This is a genomic window from Mycobacterium sp. Aquia_213 (assembly GCF_026625985.1).
Taxonomy (GTDB): Bacteria; Actinomycetota; Actinomycetes; order Mycobacteriales; family Mycobacteriaceae; genus Mycobacterium.
Map to the genome: position 1 here is coordinate 3,252,855 of NZ_CP113116.1, position 17,319 is coordinate 3,270,173.

Here is a 17,319-nt window from a genome sequence, read left to right on the forward strand (position 1 = left end):
GATGAGTGAAACGCGGCCCGGTTCCCGGGCCGGTAGCCGGTTTGGGCACTACCAGCTGCGCCGGCTGCTGGGCCGCGGCGGGATGGGCGAGGTCTACGAGGCCTACGACTCCGTGAAAGACCGCGTGGTGGCGCTCAAGCTCGTGTCCGAGCAAGTCAGCACCGACGAGGTCTTTCGCCGGCGTATGCAACGGGAAGCACAGACCGCCGGCCGGCTGCAGGAACCGCACATCGTGCCCATCCACGATTACGGCGAAATCGACGGCCAACTGTTCATCGACATGCGCTTCGTCGAGGGCAACGACGTCGGCTCCGTGCTCAACCGCACCGGGCCGCTTCCCCCACCGCGCGCGGTCGCCATCGTCGAACAGATCGCGTCCGCACTGGATGCGGCGCACCGTGCCGGTGTCATCCATCGCGACATCAAACCCGAGAACATCTTGCTCACCGAGGGCGACTTCGCCTACCTGGTCGACTTCGGCATCGCCGCCGCGGCCAGCGACCAGCGGGTGACCAAAACCGGTGCCGCTGTGGGCAGTTGGAACTACATGGCACCGGAACGATTCGGCACGGACGACGCCACCTACCGCGTCGACATCTACGCTCTCGCCTGCCTCCTGTACGAATGCCTCACGGGCGCAACACCTTTCCAGACCGATAGCCTCAGCAGCCTGATGGCCGCACACCTGATGGAGGCGATACCGCGGCCCAGCCGGCGAAATCCCGCCATCCCGGCAGCATTCGACGAGGTCGTTGCCCGCGGTATGGCCAAAGACCCCTACGACCGCTACGTCACCGCGGGCGATCTCGCGCAGGCCGCGCTGCACGCGCTCAGCACCCCCGACCAAGACCGGGCGACCGACCTGATCCAGCACAGCCAGCGCTTCGCCCCGCCCCCGGCGCCCTGGACCCCACCAGCACCCGTCGCAGCGGCCTGGGTCACCAATCCGCCGCCGTGGACGCCGCCCGCAGCGCCCAAGCGCAGACTGGGGCTGATCATCGGCGCCCTGCTGGTGGTCGTCGCCGCCGTCGCCGGCACCGGGATCTGGGCGGCCGTGCGCAAATCCGGCGCGTCACATCCCGCCGCTCAGGTCGCTAGCACCACCACCGCCGCGGCCCCCACGACAACGAGCACCGCGCGTAGCACAGCACCGACAGTGACTCCCGCCCAACTGAATTCGCTGCTGGCGCCGGTCGATCTGGTCAACGTCCTGCTCAGCACAACCGGAATCGTCGTCGACCACTCCGCCACAGAGATGACGGATCCCGGCCCCGACAACACCTTGTCGGACGACAAGTGCCTCGGAGCACTCATCGGCTTCCAGACCCGGACCTACAAGAGCAGCGGGTACACGGCGATGCTTGCCGAGCTGATGGAAAAGCCGCAGAGCAAACCTGGCTATGTCGTGGTGCAGGGCGCGGTGATCTTCGCGTCCGCGGCCCAGGCTCAGGCGTTTGTGACGTCCCAGGCGGAGCAATGGCGGACCTGCGCCGGAAGAACCGTGACTCAGGTCAACAAGGGAACCACATCCGAGTGGACATTCCGTGAGATCAGCGGTAATCCGCCCAATATCGCCCTGCAGCACACGTTGGCCAACAGCCCCGTGGTGTGCCAGCACGTGCTGTCCGCGGTGTCCAATGTGGTCATCGACGTCAATGCCTGTGCACCCGGACTCATCAACCAGGCCCGGCAGATCGCCAACGAGATCGCAACCAAGATCCCTACCTAAACCGTTGCAGCGCAAGCCAACAGCGCGCAGGCAGTCGTGACAGGACCGTCGCGCGGTTGGCGTATCCAGGGCCATTGGCGCAGTATGGCGTTATGAGACGAGAAGTGGGCGTGGAGCTCGAAGTCGAAATCACCGCGGCCACGACGTTGGAATTTCAGATCGCTGTTGCACCGCATCCACGCACCGAGGTCTTCGAGTCACTGCAGTTCGTCTTGAACGGACAGCAGGTCCAGCCCTTGGAAATCAGCGGCGTGCACGGAAACCGTATCCACAAGTTCGACGCCGGGGTCGGCACCCTGAGGGTCGACTACGCGGCCACCGTAGTGGGCCAGACCGATCCCGCCCCGGTGACCGAATACGACCAGTCGATGTACCTGCGGCCCAGCCGCTACGCCGAGGCCGACAAGTTCTATGGTTTTGCCGCAACCGAATTCGGTAACGACCACGATTCGGCGACCCTGCTGGAGCACGTCAGCTCGTGGGTGGGGACAAGGCTGAACTATGTGCCCGGCTCCAGTGATCCGATCGACGGGGCGGTGGAAACCCTGCTCGCCGGCGAAGGTGTGTGCCGCGACTTCGCGCACCTGGTCGTGGCGCTACTTCGAGCGGTGAAGGTCCCCGCCCGCCTGGTGTCGGTGTATGCGCCCGGCCTGGCCCCCATGGACTTTCACGCGGTGGCCGAGGCATTTGTCCAGGGGCAGTGGCGGGTGGTCGATGCGACGCTGTTGGCGCCGCGGCAAACCCTGGTCCGCATCGCCACGGGCCGCGACGCCTCCGACACCGCGTTCCTCGATAATCACAAGGGCGCGATCACGCTCAGCCAGCTGCTGGTGACCGCGGTAAGCGATGGCGATTTGCCCGCGGATTCCATCGATCAATTGGTTTCCATCCGCTGAACGCGCCCCACCGGCTGGTCCCGGTAACCAGCTCGGCGTCGGTCCTTGCCACCCCGCGTAGTGTGGAGATGTCAGCGATATCTCGCATGTGGCTATTCAAAGCCGTGTCATCGCGGACTCGAATGATTTGACTGGTGTCGCGGTCAAGACGGGAGCGTCGCGATGACGCAAAAAACAGACCACACCGATCCTGGGCACCGGCATACTCCTCCGATGCATACGCCGCGCTTGAAGCTCAAGCCCAAGGCGCCGCAGCAGGGGTACGTCGATGGGGCGTGGTGGCCACACGGTCCGGACTTGACCGCAGAGTTGCCAGATCTGCTCTCGGTGCTGTCGGTTCGACTCGGGCCGATTGTTCGCGTTCTCTACAACATGAACGAATGGGCAACGCCGCCTGCAAAATTCACGACCGGAGGACGAACGGTACGACTGGATGGATACCACCGCCACCCGATCAATACCATCCAGGTCATTGGCCTCAACGGCAATCGAATCGTCCTCTTGGTGGTCTCACCGCAGGCTGACCCAGACCAGGCGCACGCCATCATGATGAGCGCCGCCGGCCCAGGCAACGTCTCGACCGCCGAAAGTCTCCTGATGATCAAGCAAGAAACGGAAGAGACGCACCCGCAAAAAGTGAGCTCATAGCGTCGCCGTTAGGCAAAGCCCCCTGGGAATCAACGTGATCCGGTCTTGACATCAGCACGCCGGGTGCGACGGACTTCAAACATTCTCTCGCCACGGGCGGCGCGGAGAATGCTGTCGGCGGTCAGGAACGCGCGGGAATCACGATGCGCCGCACGGACGGACAGGCCCGCAGCCCGGCGCAACAGCATCACCGCAAGGGCCGTGCCGGTTCGGTACGGAACGATCAGAATCTTTGCCCGCGCATCGTGACCGCAAACCGTCATCACATGCGGGTGGATACCCTGCCACCAGGCCCAATTCAGATCCGGCTGGCGTTGTATCGATGACCAGTTGACATTGATATCGATGACCTGGCCTAACCGAACCTCCAAAATAGAGACCAATTCCGGGAGCTCCCGCGAGATCAGCCCGGTACGGGGCCACCACGCTCCATCGATCTTGTCCCCCAGCCCGGTTGCCAGAGTGAGCCGCACGGGGCTGGCCGGGCGGCGCGCCTCTACCGTATCGACGGTACCCGGAGAAACAGCATCCACGCTCACATCGGCTGTTGGATTCTGTTGAGGCGCAATTACATCGACCAATGCATCTGCGCGATTCATGGGACGGCCCCTCGAGGTTCGAAGCGATCGACCGCGAGTCGGGCCGACGGAGGAATCGCATTGCCCGTAAACTCGTTCGCGAAGTACCGATCGAGGCAGCGCCGACAACGAAACAGCTCATTGTCGACGGTACGCCATTATCTGGTCATGCGTAAGCCTGCGGTCCTGCTACGTGGTGCGGGGCCGGCGCGGAGGCTACACCCTTATTCCGCAAGGAGATTGAGGGCACGGCGACCGGCACAGCGCATTGAGCATCGCCTTTCGGCGATTCGCGCGTTGTCGACGCACTCGTGGGAGTTATGCTCTTGTCGTCGTGGGTTTGTCGAGTACCGCTTCCTCCGGTAGCCGTCTGCGATGGCAGAAATTGGTAGACGGGAGCGTCATTGTGGCGCACGTTTCGTCGTCCCCCGCGTGCCCGGCCAGATTGACGCTGTGCGAACGCGACCTCACCCAGGCCGCCGTGGACGGCGTGTGGTGGCCGAAAAGCTTGGACCTGGGCGTAGAGCTACCCGACCTCGTCACGGTGTTCAACTTATGGCTGGGCCGGGTGCGCCGAGTCGTTTACGACCCATCCGCATGGTTGCCCGCACCGTCGCGCGTTATCCGCCGAAACGAGATGGTCTCACTTGACCCCTACCGGATGGTTTTCAGCGACACCATTTACCTGAAGGGCGCCAGGTCTCGCGACGCCGTGCTGTTTGTGTTGTCGCCGTCCAGTGCCGACCACGAAGCCAAGCACCTTCTCGGCGAGGTCGCCGCGTCAGAAAAACCGATGAACGCCAGCGTGTTACGGCAAATGGTCCGCCGAAGTGCACCGGGTTCCGATCGTGAACTGGAAGCGGCGCCCGCGATCGGATCCGCCGTGCATTGGACGCCGGGGCGCTAGGGCGCGGCTCGACGCGGCGCGAAAGCCTTAACATCAACGCCGCAACGCGGGTACACTCGAAAAACCGGGACCAGACAGGCCCCCATCGAAGGGCCGTGATGACCGACAAGTCTCCCCGCCAAGGCATGACGAAGAAATCGAGTAAATCCCTGAAAGAGAAGCGCGCCGATAGGCGTGCAAAGGTCGCCCAGACTTCGGCGGCTGACGTGTTCGCGCCGACGAAGAAACGCTGAGTCGATAGCCCGTCGAAATCCAGGCTAATCGTGCAGGCCCGGAACAATCATCCGACCGAACGCCGTTGACGTGCGGCGTCGCCGCTTTGTGCACACGCGGTCGGGATCAGAATCTTAGGTGCATCCGAATTGCATCTAGTTGAAAAAGAAAGAGAAGTAGAATGACACAGGGAACTGTGAAGTGGTTCAATAACGACAAGGGCTTTGGCTTTATCGCCCCCGATGGCGGCGCAAAGGATGTGTTCGTCCACCACTCCGAGATCCAAGGTAGCGGTTTTCGCTCCCTTGAAGAGAATCAACGAGTCCAGTTCGAGATCACCCAGGGGCCCAAAGGTCCCCAGGCGGTGCAAGTAACTCTCGTCTAGCGTTTCAGCGCGAAAACCCCTGGGGCGGATCGGATGTCGTCGCAGTGTGGCGATGGGCAACCGTCGCTGTCTGCCCCGGGGGTTTGACCGACACACCACCTCGACGCCATCGCCGAACCGCTGCGATCGCCGTCTTGAGGCCACGGTGACGGCCTGTTGCCGGATCGGTCCCGGCGAAACCGGGCGCCAGTTCAGCGAACATCCGCTCGCTGCGGGTCTCGGCCGCGTCGTCAGCGGTATCGCGCAAGTAGCGGTCTGGCAGTGACAGTTTGGCGATGGTGCGCCACGTCTTGCCGGACTGCATCAGGAATGATCCTGTGGTGTAAGGCAAGTCGTACTTATCGCACAACGCGCGCACTCGCACCGAGATCTCGTGCAACCGGTTGCTGGGCAGATCGGGATACAGGTGGTGCTCGATCTGATAACACAAGTTGCCGCTCATGAACCGCAACGCCGGTCCGGCGTTGAAGTTGGCACTGCCCAGCATCTGGCGCAGATACCACTCCCCCTGCGATTCGCCGATCATGTCGGTCTTGGTGAATTTCTCTGCGCCATCAGGGAAATGCCCACAGAAGATCACCGCGTCGGCCCAAATGTTGCGGATCACGTTGGCCACGAGGTTGGCCTTGAACGTCGATGTGTAGGTCGCCGCGGGCGAAAGCGCGGTGAACGCCGGGAATGCGACGTAGTCCTTGACCACCTGTCTTCCCGCCTTGACCGCGAACTCGCGTATCTGCACCAGGGTGATCTCGCGGTCCGGGCCACGCTTGAGGACCTTGCCGAGTTCGATGGGCTGGAAGCCGATTCCCCACTCAAATCCCAACGCCAGGATGGTGTTGAACAGTAGGTTGGCGACGTTGTACGGCTTCCAGGGCTGGTCACGGGTGACCCGGAGGATCGCGTAGCCGACATCGTCGTCCATGCCGAGGATGTTCGTGTATTTGTGGTGTTGATAGTTGTGGGTCGACCGCCAGTGTTTTGATGCTCCACTCATGTCCCACTCCCACGTCGTGGAGTGAATCTCGGGATCGTTCATCCAGTTCCACTGACCGTGCATCACGTTGTGGCCGATCTCCATGTTCTCGACGATCTTGGCTAGGCCAAGCGTCACCGTTCCCGCCCACCACGCCGAGCGTTTCGAACTGCCGGCCAGCATGAGCCGGCCGCCCACCTCGAGGGCACGTTGTGCGGCGATGGTGCGGCGGATGTAGCGCGCGTCGCGCTCGCCACGGGATTCCTCGATGTCCAGCCGGATCGCGTCCAGCTCAACACCCAGGGTCTCGATGTCCGCGTCGGTCAGATGGGCGAAGGCGGGAATGTTACTGATCGCCATGAGTTGTCCTTTCTTGGGACTTGATCTGTCGACCGCAGCCACTAGCGCGAAGCCACCGACGGACGCCTTATCGGCAACCGGGGGCGCTACCTCGACGGCTTCAATGCGATAGCTGGCTGGGCGACGGTCCGCACCCAATTGATTTGCACAACAGTGCAATTCGTAGTCTTAGTGAAAGAGAGCTTGGTCAGGAGGTCCCCCGACGAAGCGAGGTTGTTGCAACCGGAGCTGCGGCTGGCCGAGCCGGGCAGTCGCGCCGAGTAACTCTGGCTCCTTAGTAGTAGTGGCGGCGGTCGCCGACCGCGTGTCCCATCCGTTGCATCAACGCCAGTAGCAGGCCGACGACGAGGAGAATCGGCCGGAAAGCCAAAACAACATGGGCTTGGCTGAAAGTCTGAACTACTACAACGGTACACCCACAACACCCTGGGGCGGCGTTGGCGGGGCGATTGTCACCGCTGTCGCCGTGTGGTGGCTTGATGGGTACGGTTCCGAGGCGCACGATGACCGGATGGCTGCTCTCGATGAAAGTCGTTCTGGCCGGACCAGTGACGGATCGGCCGCCCATCATCAGGGACTCCAGGGGGTGAACGCACGATGACCGATTCCGCCACCACCCGGGTCGCGGTCTACCTCGACTTCGACAACATCGTGATCTCCCGTTACGACCAGGTGCACGGGCGCAACTCCTTCCAGAAGGACAAGGCCAAGGGGCTCGACGCGGACCGGCTGCAGTCGGCGACGGTCGACGTCGGCGCCATCATCGACTTCGCGTCGTCGTTCGGCACGCTCGTGCTCACCCGCGCGTACGCCGACTGGTCCGCGGATGTCAACGCCGCCTACCACGGCCAGCTCGTGGGCCGGGCGGTCGATCTCGTTCAACTCTTCCCGGCCGCTGCTTACGGGAAGAACGGCGCCGACATCCGGCTGGCCGTCGACGCGGTCGAGGATATGTTCCGGTTGCCCGATCTGACCCACGTGGTGATCGTCGGCGGCGATTCCGATTACATCGCGTTGGCGCAGCGGTGCAAGCGGCTAGGTAGATACGTCGTGGGCATCGGTGTGGCCGGCGCCAGCAGCCGGTCTCTGGCCGCGGCCTGCGACGAGTTCGTTACCTACGATGCATTGCCCGGGATACCCACTGCTGCAACGGAATCCGCACAACCGAAGAAACGCGACCGACGTCCGAGCACCGCCGCTGAGGCCGACGACGCACCGGCGGATGCGCAGGGCGCGGCCACCGGGTTGCTCGAACGCGCGCTGCGCATCGGCCTGGACAAGGACGACACCGAGTGGCTGCATAATTCCGAGGTCAAAGCCCAGATGAAGCGAATGGACCCGTCGTTCAGCGAAAAAGCCTTGGGCTTCAAATCATTCAGTGACTTCCTGCGGTCTCGCTCCGAGCTGGTCGAGCTCGACGAGACCAGCACCACGCGTTTAGTGCGGTTGCGCGCCGATACGGTTACGTAGCCCGAAGGGCAAGTATCGCGGTCGCCAGTCCACGACGCCCCGCGCCCGGGGCGTGTGATCGTTGCGGTGTGTTCCGAAACCTGTGCTCGGAGGCGGTCTCTGGCGCGTCGTCGGAGGTAGCGGTCAAAAACCGGTCCGGCAGCGACAATTTGCAAATGGTGCGCACGGTGAGCAGGAACTGGCGATGCAGGGGGCCGGTTGTGTACGGCAGGTCGTAGGCGACGCACAATGCGCGCACCCGCTCGGCGATTTCTGGGTATCGATTGCTCGGCAGATCCGGGAACATGTGATGTTCGATTTGGTAGCAGAGGTTTCCGCACAGGAACCCCATTACCGTCCCGGCCTGGAAGTTCGCGGTACCCAACATTTGCCGCAGATACCACTCCGGCTTCGTCTCGTCCACCAGTACTGACGGGTCGAATTTCTCCGCTCCGTCGGTGAAGTGACCGCAGACAATGACGATGTACGCCCACACATTGCGTAGACCGTTGGCAACCACGTTGGCCCCCAGGGTGCGCCACCACCGCCGTCGACTCAGGACAGGAAACACGACGTAGTCCTTGCCGATCTGCCGCGCGATCTTGCGGAGCAGCACGTTGCGGTGTGCGGTTCTACCCGCGTCTGTCGTCTCGCGCTCCTGCATCGATAACAGGCAGTGCATTGCGACGCCCCATTCGAACAACAGCGCCAGCAACAGAGCGCGCCCCGCCTGTGTCCAGGCGTGTGGCTGCCACTTCTCGTCGCGGGTCACCCGCAGGACACGGAAACCAAGGTCGTCGTCGACGCCGACGACGTTCGAAAACACGTGATGCTTGTAGTTGTGCGAATTCTGCCAGTGCGATGCGACGCCGGCCATGTCCCATTCCCAGGTATTGGAATGGATTTCCGGGTCGTTCATCCAATCCCATTGACCGTGGCTGATGTTATGGCCGAGTTCCATGTTCTCGATGCACTTCGAAGCGGCCAAGGCGGCGGTTCCGACGGCCCAACTCAACCTGCCTCTTCCGAGGCCGATCACTAGCCTCGCGGTGACCTCCAGGGTCCGATGAAAGGCAATGCTGCGCTTGATATATGCCCGATCGTCGGCACCGCGCGAAGACTCGATATCGCAACGGATTGAGTCCAACGCGGCCCCGAACTCCTCGAGGTCCTTGCCGCTCAGATGGGCATATTCAGGAACGTCAGTGATGGCCATTGACACTCAACGCAATTCGCGCGCAATGGCGCAAGGCGTTCGCGCGGCGATGCACAGTCGGAGAAGATCTGCCAAGCGCAGCATGATTGGTAACGTCCGATCTATTTCGGTGGTGGTTCGTTGCGCGCGAGACGAAGATGGAGCGCGAGGTCAGCTAAGCGAGAATGTCTCAATCGGCACAGCAGAACCGCGGCGCCGAGCCACCTGAGTTGGGCGGCAGGGCGGTGCACAGCGCACAGCCCTCCCCGGAACGTAATGGTCCGGGGTGCGGCTGACCCGTCTTATTGAGCACCTGCCTTACCCCCTGGGCGTCGGTCGACCTCTGAGGCTACATGAGGTGCACGGTATGCGGGTATGCGAATGATTTCCGGTGCCTGGTTGTGATTTTCCCGCAATGCGAGGTGACCGGCCTACGCTGACCACAGAAGCGAGCGCGAGGGGACCCCAATGCGGCAACTGAGTTGGACCGACGACATGATGTTGCGCGCAGAGACGCCGGCGACGCCGCTCCAGATTCAGCTGCTGCTGATCTATGACCCGTCGACCGCACCGAGCGGCAAGGTGACCTTCAAGGGAATCCTGGAGGAACTCGACGCCCGGCTGCACCTCGCGGATGTCTTTCGGCGCCGGCTGACCGAATTGCCCGGCGGTTTGCATCGGCCCTACTGGGTGGACGACCCGAGCTTCGATCTGGAATATCACGTCCGTCATATCGGGCTGCCCCAGCCCGGTGACTGGCGACAACTGTGTATCCAGATTGCTCGGCTGCACGCCCGCCAGGTCGACCTGCGGCGTCCACCCTGGGAGATCACCGTGATCGAGGGCCTGAATTCGGTGTCGGGGGTACCGAAGGGCTCGTTCGCAATGGCGTTGAAATTGCACCACTGCGCGGTCGACGGCATGGCCAGCGTCCAGATGATCGCGGCGCTGCACGACCTCGCCGCGGACAGTCCCCGCCCCGCTGGGCCCGACAAACCCTGGCGGCCCGACCCGCTTCCCTCGACCTCGGCTTTGCTCTCGCGCGCATCGCTCAACGCTGCGCTGTACCCCTGGCGCGCGGGTGCGGTCTTCGCCTCCAACGCCCCCAAGGCAGTCCGCGGCCTGGCCGGTCTGCCGGGCAAGCTGATCGGAGGTGCCGCGCGGGGCACGGTGCCGTCATTTCCGCCGAAGACCCGTTTCAACCAGACGGTCTCGCCGCACCGTGTCTTCGAGGCCCGGTTTCACGATCTCGCCGATTTCAAAAGGATCAAGGCCAGCGTCCCCGGCGCGACGATCAACGACGTGGCACTCGCCTACGTCGGCGGCGCGCTTCGCACCTATCTGGACGGCCACGGCGAGCTTCCCGACGAACCGCTCGTCGCAGCCTGCCCGATGTCGGTACGCAAAGCGGGCGATACGACCAGCAACGGAAACGACTTGTTCGGCCGGCTGCAAACGCTCGGAACCGACGTCGCCGATCCGATCAAACGGCTCGCAGCGATCGCGGAATCGACCGCGGGAAGCCGCGCCGACGCGGAATCGACCAGCACCACCCAACTCCTGGAATTGATTGGCACAGTGCCAACTTCATTGCTCGGAATGACGGCGAAGGCCGCGTACGCGCTTCCGTTCTCCGGCCCGACGATCGCCAACACGACCGTCACTAATGTTCCGGGCCCCACCGAACCGCTGTTCTTCAGCGGTGCCCGACTCGTCCGCGCCGCCGGTCTCGGACCGCTGGTGGGCGGCGTTAACCTCATCCACGTCGTCGCCAGTTACAACGGGACACTGTCGATCAGCGCGACCGCAGATCGCGGGGCCCTGCCGGACCCGGCGCGGTACGCCGCATGCATGGACGAGTCGTTTGGCGAGTTGCTCGCGGGCGCCGACTAACCGGAGCGGCCGTCAGGCGCTGACCTTGCGCCGCCGGCTGGGCCGCGATTTGGCCGCGGGCACGGCGCTGCGTCCGACGACCTCGGCGAGAAACTTTCCGGTGTAGCTTTCGGGCACCGCGGCGACGTCCTCCGGAGTGCCTTCGGCGACAACGGTTCCGCCTTCGGCTCCCCCCTCCGGGCCCATGTCGACGATCCAGTCCGCCGTCTTGATCACGTCCAGGTTGTGCTCGATCACGATGACCGTATTGCCTTTATCCACAAGGCCATTGATCACGCCGAGCAGCTTGCGGATGTCGTCGAAATGTAACCCGGTGGTCGGCTCGTCGAGGATGTAGATCGTGCGGCCGGTCGAACGCTTCTGCAATTCGGAGGCCAGCTTGACCCGTTGCGCCTCACCCCCGGACAGGGTCGGCGCGGGCTGCCCCAGCCGGACGTAGCCGAGGCCGACGTCGACCAGCGTGCGCAGGTAGCGGTGAATGCCGCTGATCGGTTCGAAGAACTCGCATGCTTCCTCGATCGACATGTCCAGCACTTCGGAGATGGTCTTGCCCTTGTAATGCACCTCAAGGGTTTCCCGGTTGTACCGGGCGCCGTGGCACACCTCGCACGGCACATACACGTCGGGCAGGAAGTTCATCTCGATCTTGATGGTTCCGTCGCCGGTGCATGCCTCGCAGCGGCCGCCCTTGACGTTGAACGAGAACCGGCCGGGTTGGTAGCCACGGACTTTCGCTTCGGTGGTGGCGGCGAACAAGGTGCGGATCTTGTCGAACACCCCCGTGTAAGTGGCCGGGTTGGAGCGCGGCGTGCGCCCGATCGGCGACTGGTCCACCCGCACCAGCTTGTCCAACTGGTCCACCCCGTTGACCCGGGTGTGCCGGCCCGGGACCTGGCGGGCGCCATTGAGCCGGTTGGCCAGCACCGCGGCCAGGATGTCGTTGACCAACGTCGACTTGCCGGAGCCCGACACACCGGTCACCGAGGTCAGCACGCCCAACGGAAACGACACGTCGATGTCGCGCAGGTTGTGCTCGCGGGCCCCGACCACGGTGAGCTGGCGCTTGCGGTCGACGGCACGCCGATGCTTTGGCGTGGCAATGCTTTCCCGGCCCGACAGGTAGGCGCCGGTGATCGAGTCCTGGTTGGCCAGCAGCTCCTGATAGGTCCCGCTGTGCACGATTTGGCCGCCGTGCTCGCCGGCGCCCGGCCCGATGTCGACAATCCAGTCGGCGTGCGCGATGGTGTCCTCGTCATGCTCGACGACGATCAGCGTATTTCCCAAAGCCCTTAGGCGCGTGAGGGTTTCGATGAGGCGGCGGTTATCGCGCTGGTGCAGCCCGATGGATGGTTCGTCGAGCACGTAGAGCACGCCGACCAGGCCGGAGCCGATCTGGGTGGCCAGCCGAATGCGTTGGGCCTCACCGCCGGACAGCGTGGCGGCCGCCCGGGACAGCGACAGGTATTCCAGCCCGACGTCGAGCAAAAAGCCCAGCCGCGACTGGATTTCCTTGAGCACCTGTCCCGCGATCGCCTGCTCGCGCGCGCCGAGGGTAAGCGCGTTGAGGAAGTCGGCACAGTCGGAAATGGACAGTTCGCAGACCTCGGCGATGGACTTCGCGCCACGGTCCCCCGCCGCCAGTGACACCGCCAGGATCTCCGGCTTGAGCCGCGTCCCCTCGCACACCGGGCAGGGCACGTCACGCATGAAGCCCTCGTAGCGTTCCTTCATCTGCTCGGACTCGGTCTGCTCCATCTTGCGTTGCAAGAACGCCAGCACGCCTTCGAAATCGGCGTAGTACGAACGGGTTCGGCCGTACCGGTTGCGGTACCGGACATGCACCTGATGGTCGGAGCCCTCGAGAATCGCCTTGCGGGCCTTGGCCGGAAGCTTGCGCCATGGCGTGTCGACGTCGAATCCCAGCTCCTCGCCGAGCCCGGCCATCATCCGGGTGAAGTACTCCGCGGTGTGCCCCGACGACCACGGCGCCACCGCGCCGTCGGCCAGGGTGCGCTCCGGGTCGGGCACCACCAGATCCGGGTCAACCTCTTTGCGGATTCCCAGGCCCACGCATTCCGGGCAGGCGCCGTAGGGCGAGTTGAACGAGAACGAGCGCGGCTCGAGGTCGTCGACGGCCAGCGGGTGCCCGTTGGGGCAGGCCAGCTTCTCGGAGAAGCGCTGCTCGCGCGGGTGGTCGTGCTCGTCGTGATCGTCCGGGAACTCCAGCACCACAATGCCGTCGGCCAGGTTCAGCGCGGTTTCCACCGAGTCGGTGAGCCGCTGCTTGGCGGCGGTCTTGACGGTGAGGCGATCCACCACCACCTCGATGTCGTGCTTCTCCTGCTTTTTCAGCTTCGGCGGATCGGCCAGCGGGTGCACCACACCGTCGACCCGCACCCGGCTGTAGCCCTGCGCGTTGAGCTTGTCGAACAGGTCGGCGAACTCGCCCTTGCGGGTACGGACCACGGGAGCCAGCACCAGGAACCGGGTGCCCTCCGGCATCGCCAGCACCTGGTCGACGATTTGCTGCGGGGTCTGACGGGCGATCCGCTCGCCACAGGTCGGGCAGTGTGGTGTGCCCGCGCGCGCGTACAGCAACCGCAGGTAGTCGTACACCTCGGTGATCGTGCCGACGGTCGATCTGGGGTTACGGTTCGTCGACTTCTGGTCGATGGACACCGCCGGCGACAGACCCTCGATGAAGTCGACGTCCGGCTTGTCCATCTGCCCCAGGAATTGGCGTGCGTAGGCCGACAGCGACTCCACGTAGCGGCGCTGGCCCTCGGCGAAGATGGTGTCGAATGCCAGCGATGACTTGCCCGATCCGGACAGCCCGGTGAAGACGATCAACGAGTCACGCGGCAGGTCGAGGTCGACGCCGCGCAGGTTGTGCTCACGGGCACCCTTGACGATAAGGCGGTCAGCCAAAGCAGCCCCTCTCCGGAACTATCTGGAAACTTTTGCTCGCCTAACGGCGGTTAGTGCGCACGGCGCATTCCATGCTATGTGCCGCCACCGACAAGACGCCCATCCCTGCCCGGCGAGCAGTAACGTGGCGCGCATGACCATCGTGGACGACAACTACACCGGACACGTCGACCCTGGCAACGCCGCCCGTCGCACCCTGCCCGGGGTCACGATCGTCAAGGCGTCGGTGGGCCCCATGGATAACAACGCGTACTTGGTGACATGTTCCGCGACCGGGGAAACGCTGCTGATCGACGCCGCCAACGACGCTGACGTGCTGATCGATCTGGTCCGGCAGTACGCCCCGAAGGTGTCGCTGATCGTGACCAGCCATCAGCACTTCGATCACTGGCAGGCGCTGGAGGCCGTGGCCGCCGCCACCGGCGCGCCGACCGCGTCCCACGAGATCGACGCCGAACCGCTGCCCGTCAAACCGGATCGCTTGCTGGCCAACGGTGACTCCGTGCACATCGGCGAGCTGACGTTCGACGTCATCCACTTGCGTGGGCACACGCCGGGATCGATCGCGCTGGCCCTCGGCGGGCCGGCGACGGGCGGCGTCACGCAGCTGTTCACCGGCGACTGCCTGTTCCCCGGCGGGGTGGGCAAGACGTGGCAGCCCGGTGACTTCACCCAGCTGCTCGACGACGTCAGCACCAGGGTCTTCGAGGTGTATGACGATTCCACCGTGATCTATCCCGGCCACGGCGACGACACGGTGCTGGGCACCGAACGCCCCCATCTGAGCGAATGGCGCGAGCGAGGCTGGTAGCCAATCAGCTGGGTTACCTTGCTGCAGAGCATGATTCGGAGCCGACGGCGCCAACTTTGACGGCGTGCCTGGGATCAGCCGCGGCGACCGGCCGCATCCCGTCCGCCGACCCCGGAGAACACGACGCGGCCGGATCGCAAAATCCCGATTGAGCTGCGCCGAAACACCCTCGACGGCAGACCGTGCTCGGTAGCATGCGAGCCGATCACCACTCGTTTTCCAGATGTCCACTTCACGCCAGCCGCGCAGGCAGTCGTGCCCAATTAACTGATTGGCGAACGGAAATGGATTATGCAGCGTTACCGCCGGAGGTCAACTCCGGCCGGATGTACGCGGGGGCGGGGTCCGTGCCGATGTGGGCGGCCGCGGCCGCCTGGGACGGGCTGGGCTCCGAACTGACCTCGGCGGCGGGCGCGTACCGATCGGTGGTGTCCGCGCTGACGCGCGAAGCGTGGATGGGTCCGGCGTCGATGTCGATGCGGGCCGCGGCCATCCTGTTCGCGTCGTGGTTGAGCACGACCGCCGAGCAGGTCAAGCTGGCCGCCAGGCAAGCCAGGGCGGCGGCCGCGGCGTACGAGACGGCCTTTGCCGCGACGGTGCCGCCGGCCCTGATCGCCGAGAATCGTGCGGTGTTGCTGTCGTTGGTCGCGACGAACCTGCTCGGCCAGAACACCCCGGCGATCTCGGCCACCGAGACGCAGTACAGCGAGATGTGGGCGCAGGATGCGACGACCATGTACACCTATGCGAGCGGGTCGGCGGCCGCGTCGAGGTTGACGCCGTTCAGCGATCCGCCGCAGACCACCGACCCGTCCGGGGTTGGCGCCCAGGACGCCGCGGTGAGCAAGGCCAGCACCTCGGCCGCCGCGAGCCCCAAAGCCCTGACGCAAGTGCTGCAGACGGTGCCCGCCGTGCTGGACACGCTCGCCGGGGAGCCGAGCTCCCCGGCGCTGTCGGAAATCCTGAATGTCACCGCAAGCACCACCTACATCGCCAGTGGAGTGTTGTTCATCCTCGGCCCGTTGTTCACCGGCCCGGTCAATGCGGCGCTGCCACCCACGATCCTGGGTGCCGCGGCCCCGGCGTTGGGTGCCGCGGGCGCGGCGGCGGGCCTGCTGAGCGACACCACACCCGTCGCGTCGAGTCTGGGCAGCACGGGCGTGCTGGCGAGTCTGGGGCGGTCACTCCCGGTGGGTGGGCTGTCGGTACCGCCGGCCTGGGCCGGAGCCGCACCCGTACTCGCCAGCGCGGTGCGGGCCTTGCCGGAAGCCGCCCTGGCCGGGCTGCCGGAGGCCGCGCTAGACGGGTTCGGCCCCGGTGCCGGCGCGTTCCTGCCGGGCAGCCTGATGGCCGCGGCGGCGGGCGGCGGCGGCGCGGCGGGCGGCGGCTTTGCGGCCACGCGTGCCGGCGCGGCGTCCCAACGCGGGGCGACCCCGCCACCCGATCGCGGGACGCCGGCCCGATACGGCTCCTCTCCCGCGGTGATTCCGCAGGTGGCGCGCGCGGCGGGCCCCTACGACGGGCACAGCCAGGCGATGTTGACCGATCAGCGTGTTGCGGCGAGCGAGGGCATGGGGGGCGAGACGCTTCGCGACGAGATCAACGACCTGCGCAAGCAGATTTCCGACTTGGCGATGGAGCGCGATGTGCTGATGCGGTCCCTGGCCTTGTGGGCCAGGGGCTCCGCGGAGTAGCGAAAACCCGTCCGTTAGGACGTGGTGTGCACGATCAACACGTCGACCTTGGCCCGACGTGACACGTTGGCCGGCACCGAGCCCAGCAAGCGGCCCGCGATCGTGCTCAGGCCGACGTTTCCGACGACCAGCAGGTCGGCCTTCACGTCTTCGGCCAGGCTGACCAGGGCGTCAACGGGCGCACCGACGATCGGGCGCTCCTCGACGTTCTTCGCACCGGCCTTGTGTGCCCGCTCCTTTGCGTCCTGCAAGATCGCGTAAATCGGGGCGGTGCCCGAAACTTTGTAGCTTTCTTCCTTCAGGACGTCGGCGGCCCGGCCGTCCTGATGCTGGGGCAGATATGCCGACGCGACGATCAGCTTGGCGTCCGGCCCGGCGATGGCGGCCGCCCGCTCGACGGCACGAAACGATGAGTCCGAGCCGTCAGTGCCGACCACCACAGTCCGATAAGCGGACATTTACCCTCCCAGTGTCGTTTGCCAGGCCAACCCCAAGACAGTAGCGCGTTGTCCGATCTAGATGGGTAGATTACCCACACCAAAGCGGTGTGGCGCAAGCCTCCATTTACTTCGCCACGCTGCAGCAACGGCGTCAATTCCCGATAATGAGGCCATGAGGTGCCCCCGCCCAGGCCGGAAGGCCTTGCGTGGCGGGATTTTC

At 64.7% G+C, this 17,319-nt stretch carries 14 protein-coding genes and 1 pseudogene; 9 read left to right on the forward strand and 6 right to left on the reverse strand.

The window, feature by feature from the left end; translation table 11 throughout:
• Position 1 precedes the first annotated feature (1 nt).
• The 3 genes from LMQ14_RS15215 (at position 2) to LMQ14_RS15225 (ending at position 3,273) form a co-directional block, all read left to right on the forward strand.
• Positions 2–1,729: a serine/threonine-protein kinase PknH/PknJ gene (locus tag LMQ14_RS15215; protein ID WP_267730411.1), complete on the forward strand. Its 1,728-nt coding sequence runs from the start codon at positions 2–4 to the stop codon at positions 1,727–1,729.
• A gap of 92 nt (positions 1,730–1,821) precedes the next feature.
• Positions 1,822–2,625, forward strand: a complete 804-nt coding sequence (locus tag LMQ14_RS15220; RefSeq protein ID WP_267730412.1) for a transglutaminase-like domain-containing protein — start codon at positions 1,822–1,824, stop codon at positions 2,623–2,625.
• A gap of 162 nt (positions 2,626–2,787) precedes the next feature.
• Complete coding sequence (locus tag LMQ14_RS15225; protein ID WP_267730413.1) at positions 2,788–3,273, forward strand: DUF5994 family protein; 486 nt, start codon at positions 2,788–2,790, stop codon at positions 3,271–3,273.
• Positions 3,274–3,302: 29 nt separating this feature from the next.
• Here the strand turns inward: LMQ14_RS15225 and LMQ14_RS15230 are convergent, their stop codons facing one another.
• Complete coding sequence (locus tag LMQ14_RS15230) at positions 3,303–3,872, reverse strand: DUF5994 family protein (protein WP_324291061.1); 570 nt, start codon at positions 3,870–3,872, stop codon at positions 3,303–3,305.
• Between the two features lie 385 nt (positions 3,873–4,257).
• Between LMQ14_RS15230 and LMQ14_RS15235 the strand changes: the two genes are divergently transcribed.
• Together LMQ14_RS15235 and LMQ14_RS15240 are read left to right on the forward strand one after the other, a co-directional pair.
• Positions 4,258–4,758: a DUF5994 family protein gene (locus LMQ14_RS15235; protein WP_267730414.1), complete on the forward strand. Its 501-nt coding sequence runs from the start codon at positions 4,258–4,260 to the stop codon at positions 4,756–4,758.
• A 394-nt stretch (positions 4,759–5,152) separates the two neighbouring features.
• Complete coding sequence (locus LMQ14_RS15240) at positions 5,153–5,356, forward strand: cold-shock protein (RefSeq protein ID WP_267730415.1); 204 nt, start codon at positions 5,153–5,155, stop codon at positions 5,354–5,356.
• A 4-nt stretch (positions 5,357–5,360) separates the two neighbouring features.
• On the opposite strand, the gene LMQ14_RS15245 is transcribed toward LMQ14_RS15240, so the two are convergent.
• Together LMQ14_RS15245 and LMQ14_RS15250 are read right to left on the reverse strand one after the other, a co-directional pair.
• Positions 5,361–6,689, reverse strand: a complete 1,329-nt coding sequence (locus LMQ14_RS15245) for a fatty acid desaturase family protein (RefSeq protein WP_267730416.1) — start codon at positions 6,687–6,689, stop codon at positions 5,361–5,363.
• A 274-nt stretch (positions 6,690–6,963) separates the two neighbouring features.
• Positions 6,964–7,044 (reverse strand): annotated as a pseudogene (locus LMQ14_RS15250) (DUF6131 family protein); the annotation flags it as partial.
• Between the two features lie 242 nt (positions 7,045–7,286).
• On the opposite strand from LMQ14_RS15250, the gene LMQ14_RS15255 reads away from it, so the two are divergent.
• Positions 7,287–8,159: an NYN domain-containing protein gene (locus LMQ14_RS15255; protein WP_267730417.1), complete on the forward strand. Its 873-nt coding sequence runs from the start codon at positions 7,287–7,289 to the stop codon at positions 8,157–8,159.
• On the opposite strand, the gene LMQ14_RS15260 is transcribed toward LMQ14_RS15255, so the two are convergent.
• Entirely contained in the window at positions 8,152–9,354 is a 1,203-nt protein-coding gene (locus tag LMQ14_RS15260) for a fatty acid desaturase family protein (RefSeq protein ID WP_267730418.1), read from the reverse strand. The two genes, LMQ14_RS15255 and LMQ14_RS15260, sit on opposite strands and share 8 nt — an antisense overlap.
• A 447-nt stretch (positions 9,355–9,801) precedes the next feature.
• Between LMQ14_RS15260 and LMQ14_RS15265 the strand changes: the two genes are divergently transcribed.
• A complete protein-coding gene (locus LMQ14_RS15265; protein WP_267730419.1) occupies positions 9,802–11,226 on the forward strand; it encodes a WS/DGAT/MGAT family O-acyltransferase in 1,425 nt (474 codons plus the stop codon).
• A gap of 12 nt (positions 11,227–11,238) precedes the next feature.
• Here LMQ14_RS15265 and uvrA read toward each other — a convergent pair whose 3' ends face one another.
• The gene (gene uvrA / locus LMQ14_RS15270) at positions 11,239–14,154 is read right to left on the reverse strand and encodes an excinuclease ABC subunit UvrA (RefSeq protein ID WP_267730420.1); all 2,916 of its coding nucleotides are present in this window, start codon (positions 14,152–14,154) and stop codon (positions 11,239–11,241) included.
• 133 nt (positions 14,155–14,287) lie between these two features.
• Here uvrA and LMQ14_RS15275 point away from each other — a divergent pair, with 133 nt between their 5' ends.
• Together LMQ14_RS15275 and LMQ14_RS15280 are read left to right on the forward strand one after the other, a co-directional pair.
• A complete protein-coding gene (locus LMQ14_RS15275; RefSeq protein ID WP_267730421.1) occupies positions 14,288–14,965 on the forward strand; it encodes an MBL fold metallo-hydrolase in 678 nt (225 codons plus the stop codon).
• A 284-nt stretch (positions 14,966–15,249) separates the two neighbouring features.
• Positions 15,250–16,659, forward strand: coding sequence for a PPE family protein (locus tag LMQ14_RS15280; protein ID WP_267730422.1), 1,410 nt, complete (start codon positions 15,250–15,252; stop codon positions 16,657–16,659).
• 14 nt (positions 16,660–16,673) lie between these two features.
• On the opposite strand, the gene LMQ14_RS15285 is transcribed toward LMQ14_RS15280, so the two are convergent.
• The gene (locus tag LMQ14_RS15285; protein ID WP_267730423.1) at positions 16,674–17,117 is read right to left on the reverse strand and encodes a universal stress protein; all 444 of its coding nucleotides are present in this window, start codon (positions 17,115–17,117) and stop codon (positions 16,674–16,676) included.
• Positions 17,118–17,319: the final 202 nt, after the last annotated feature.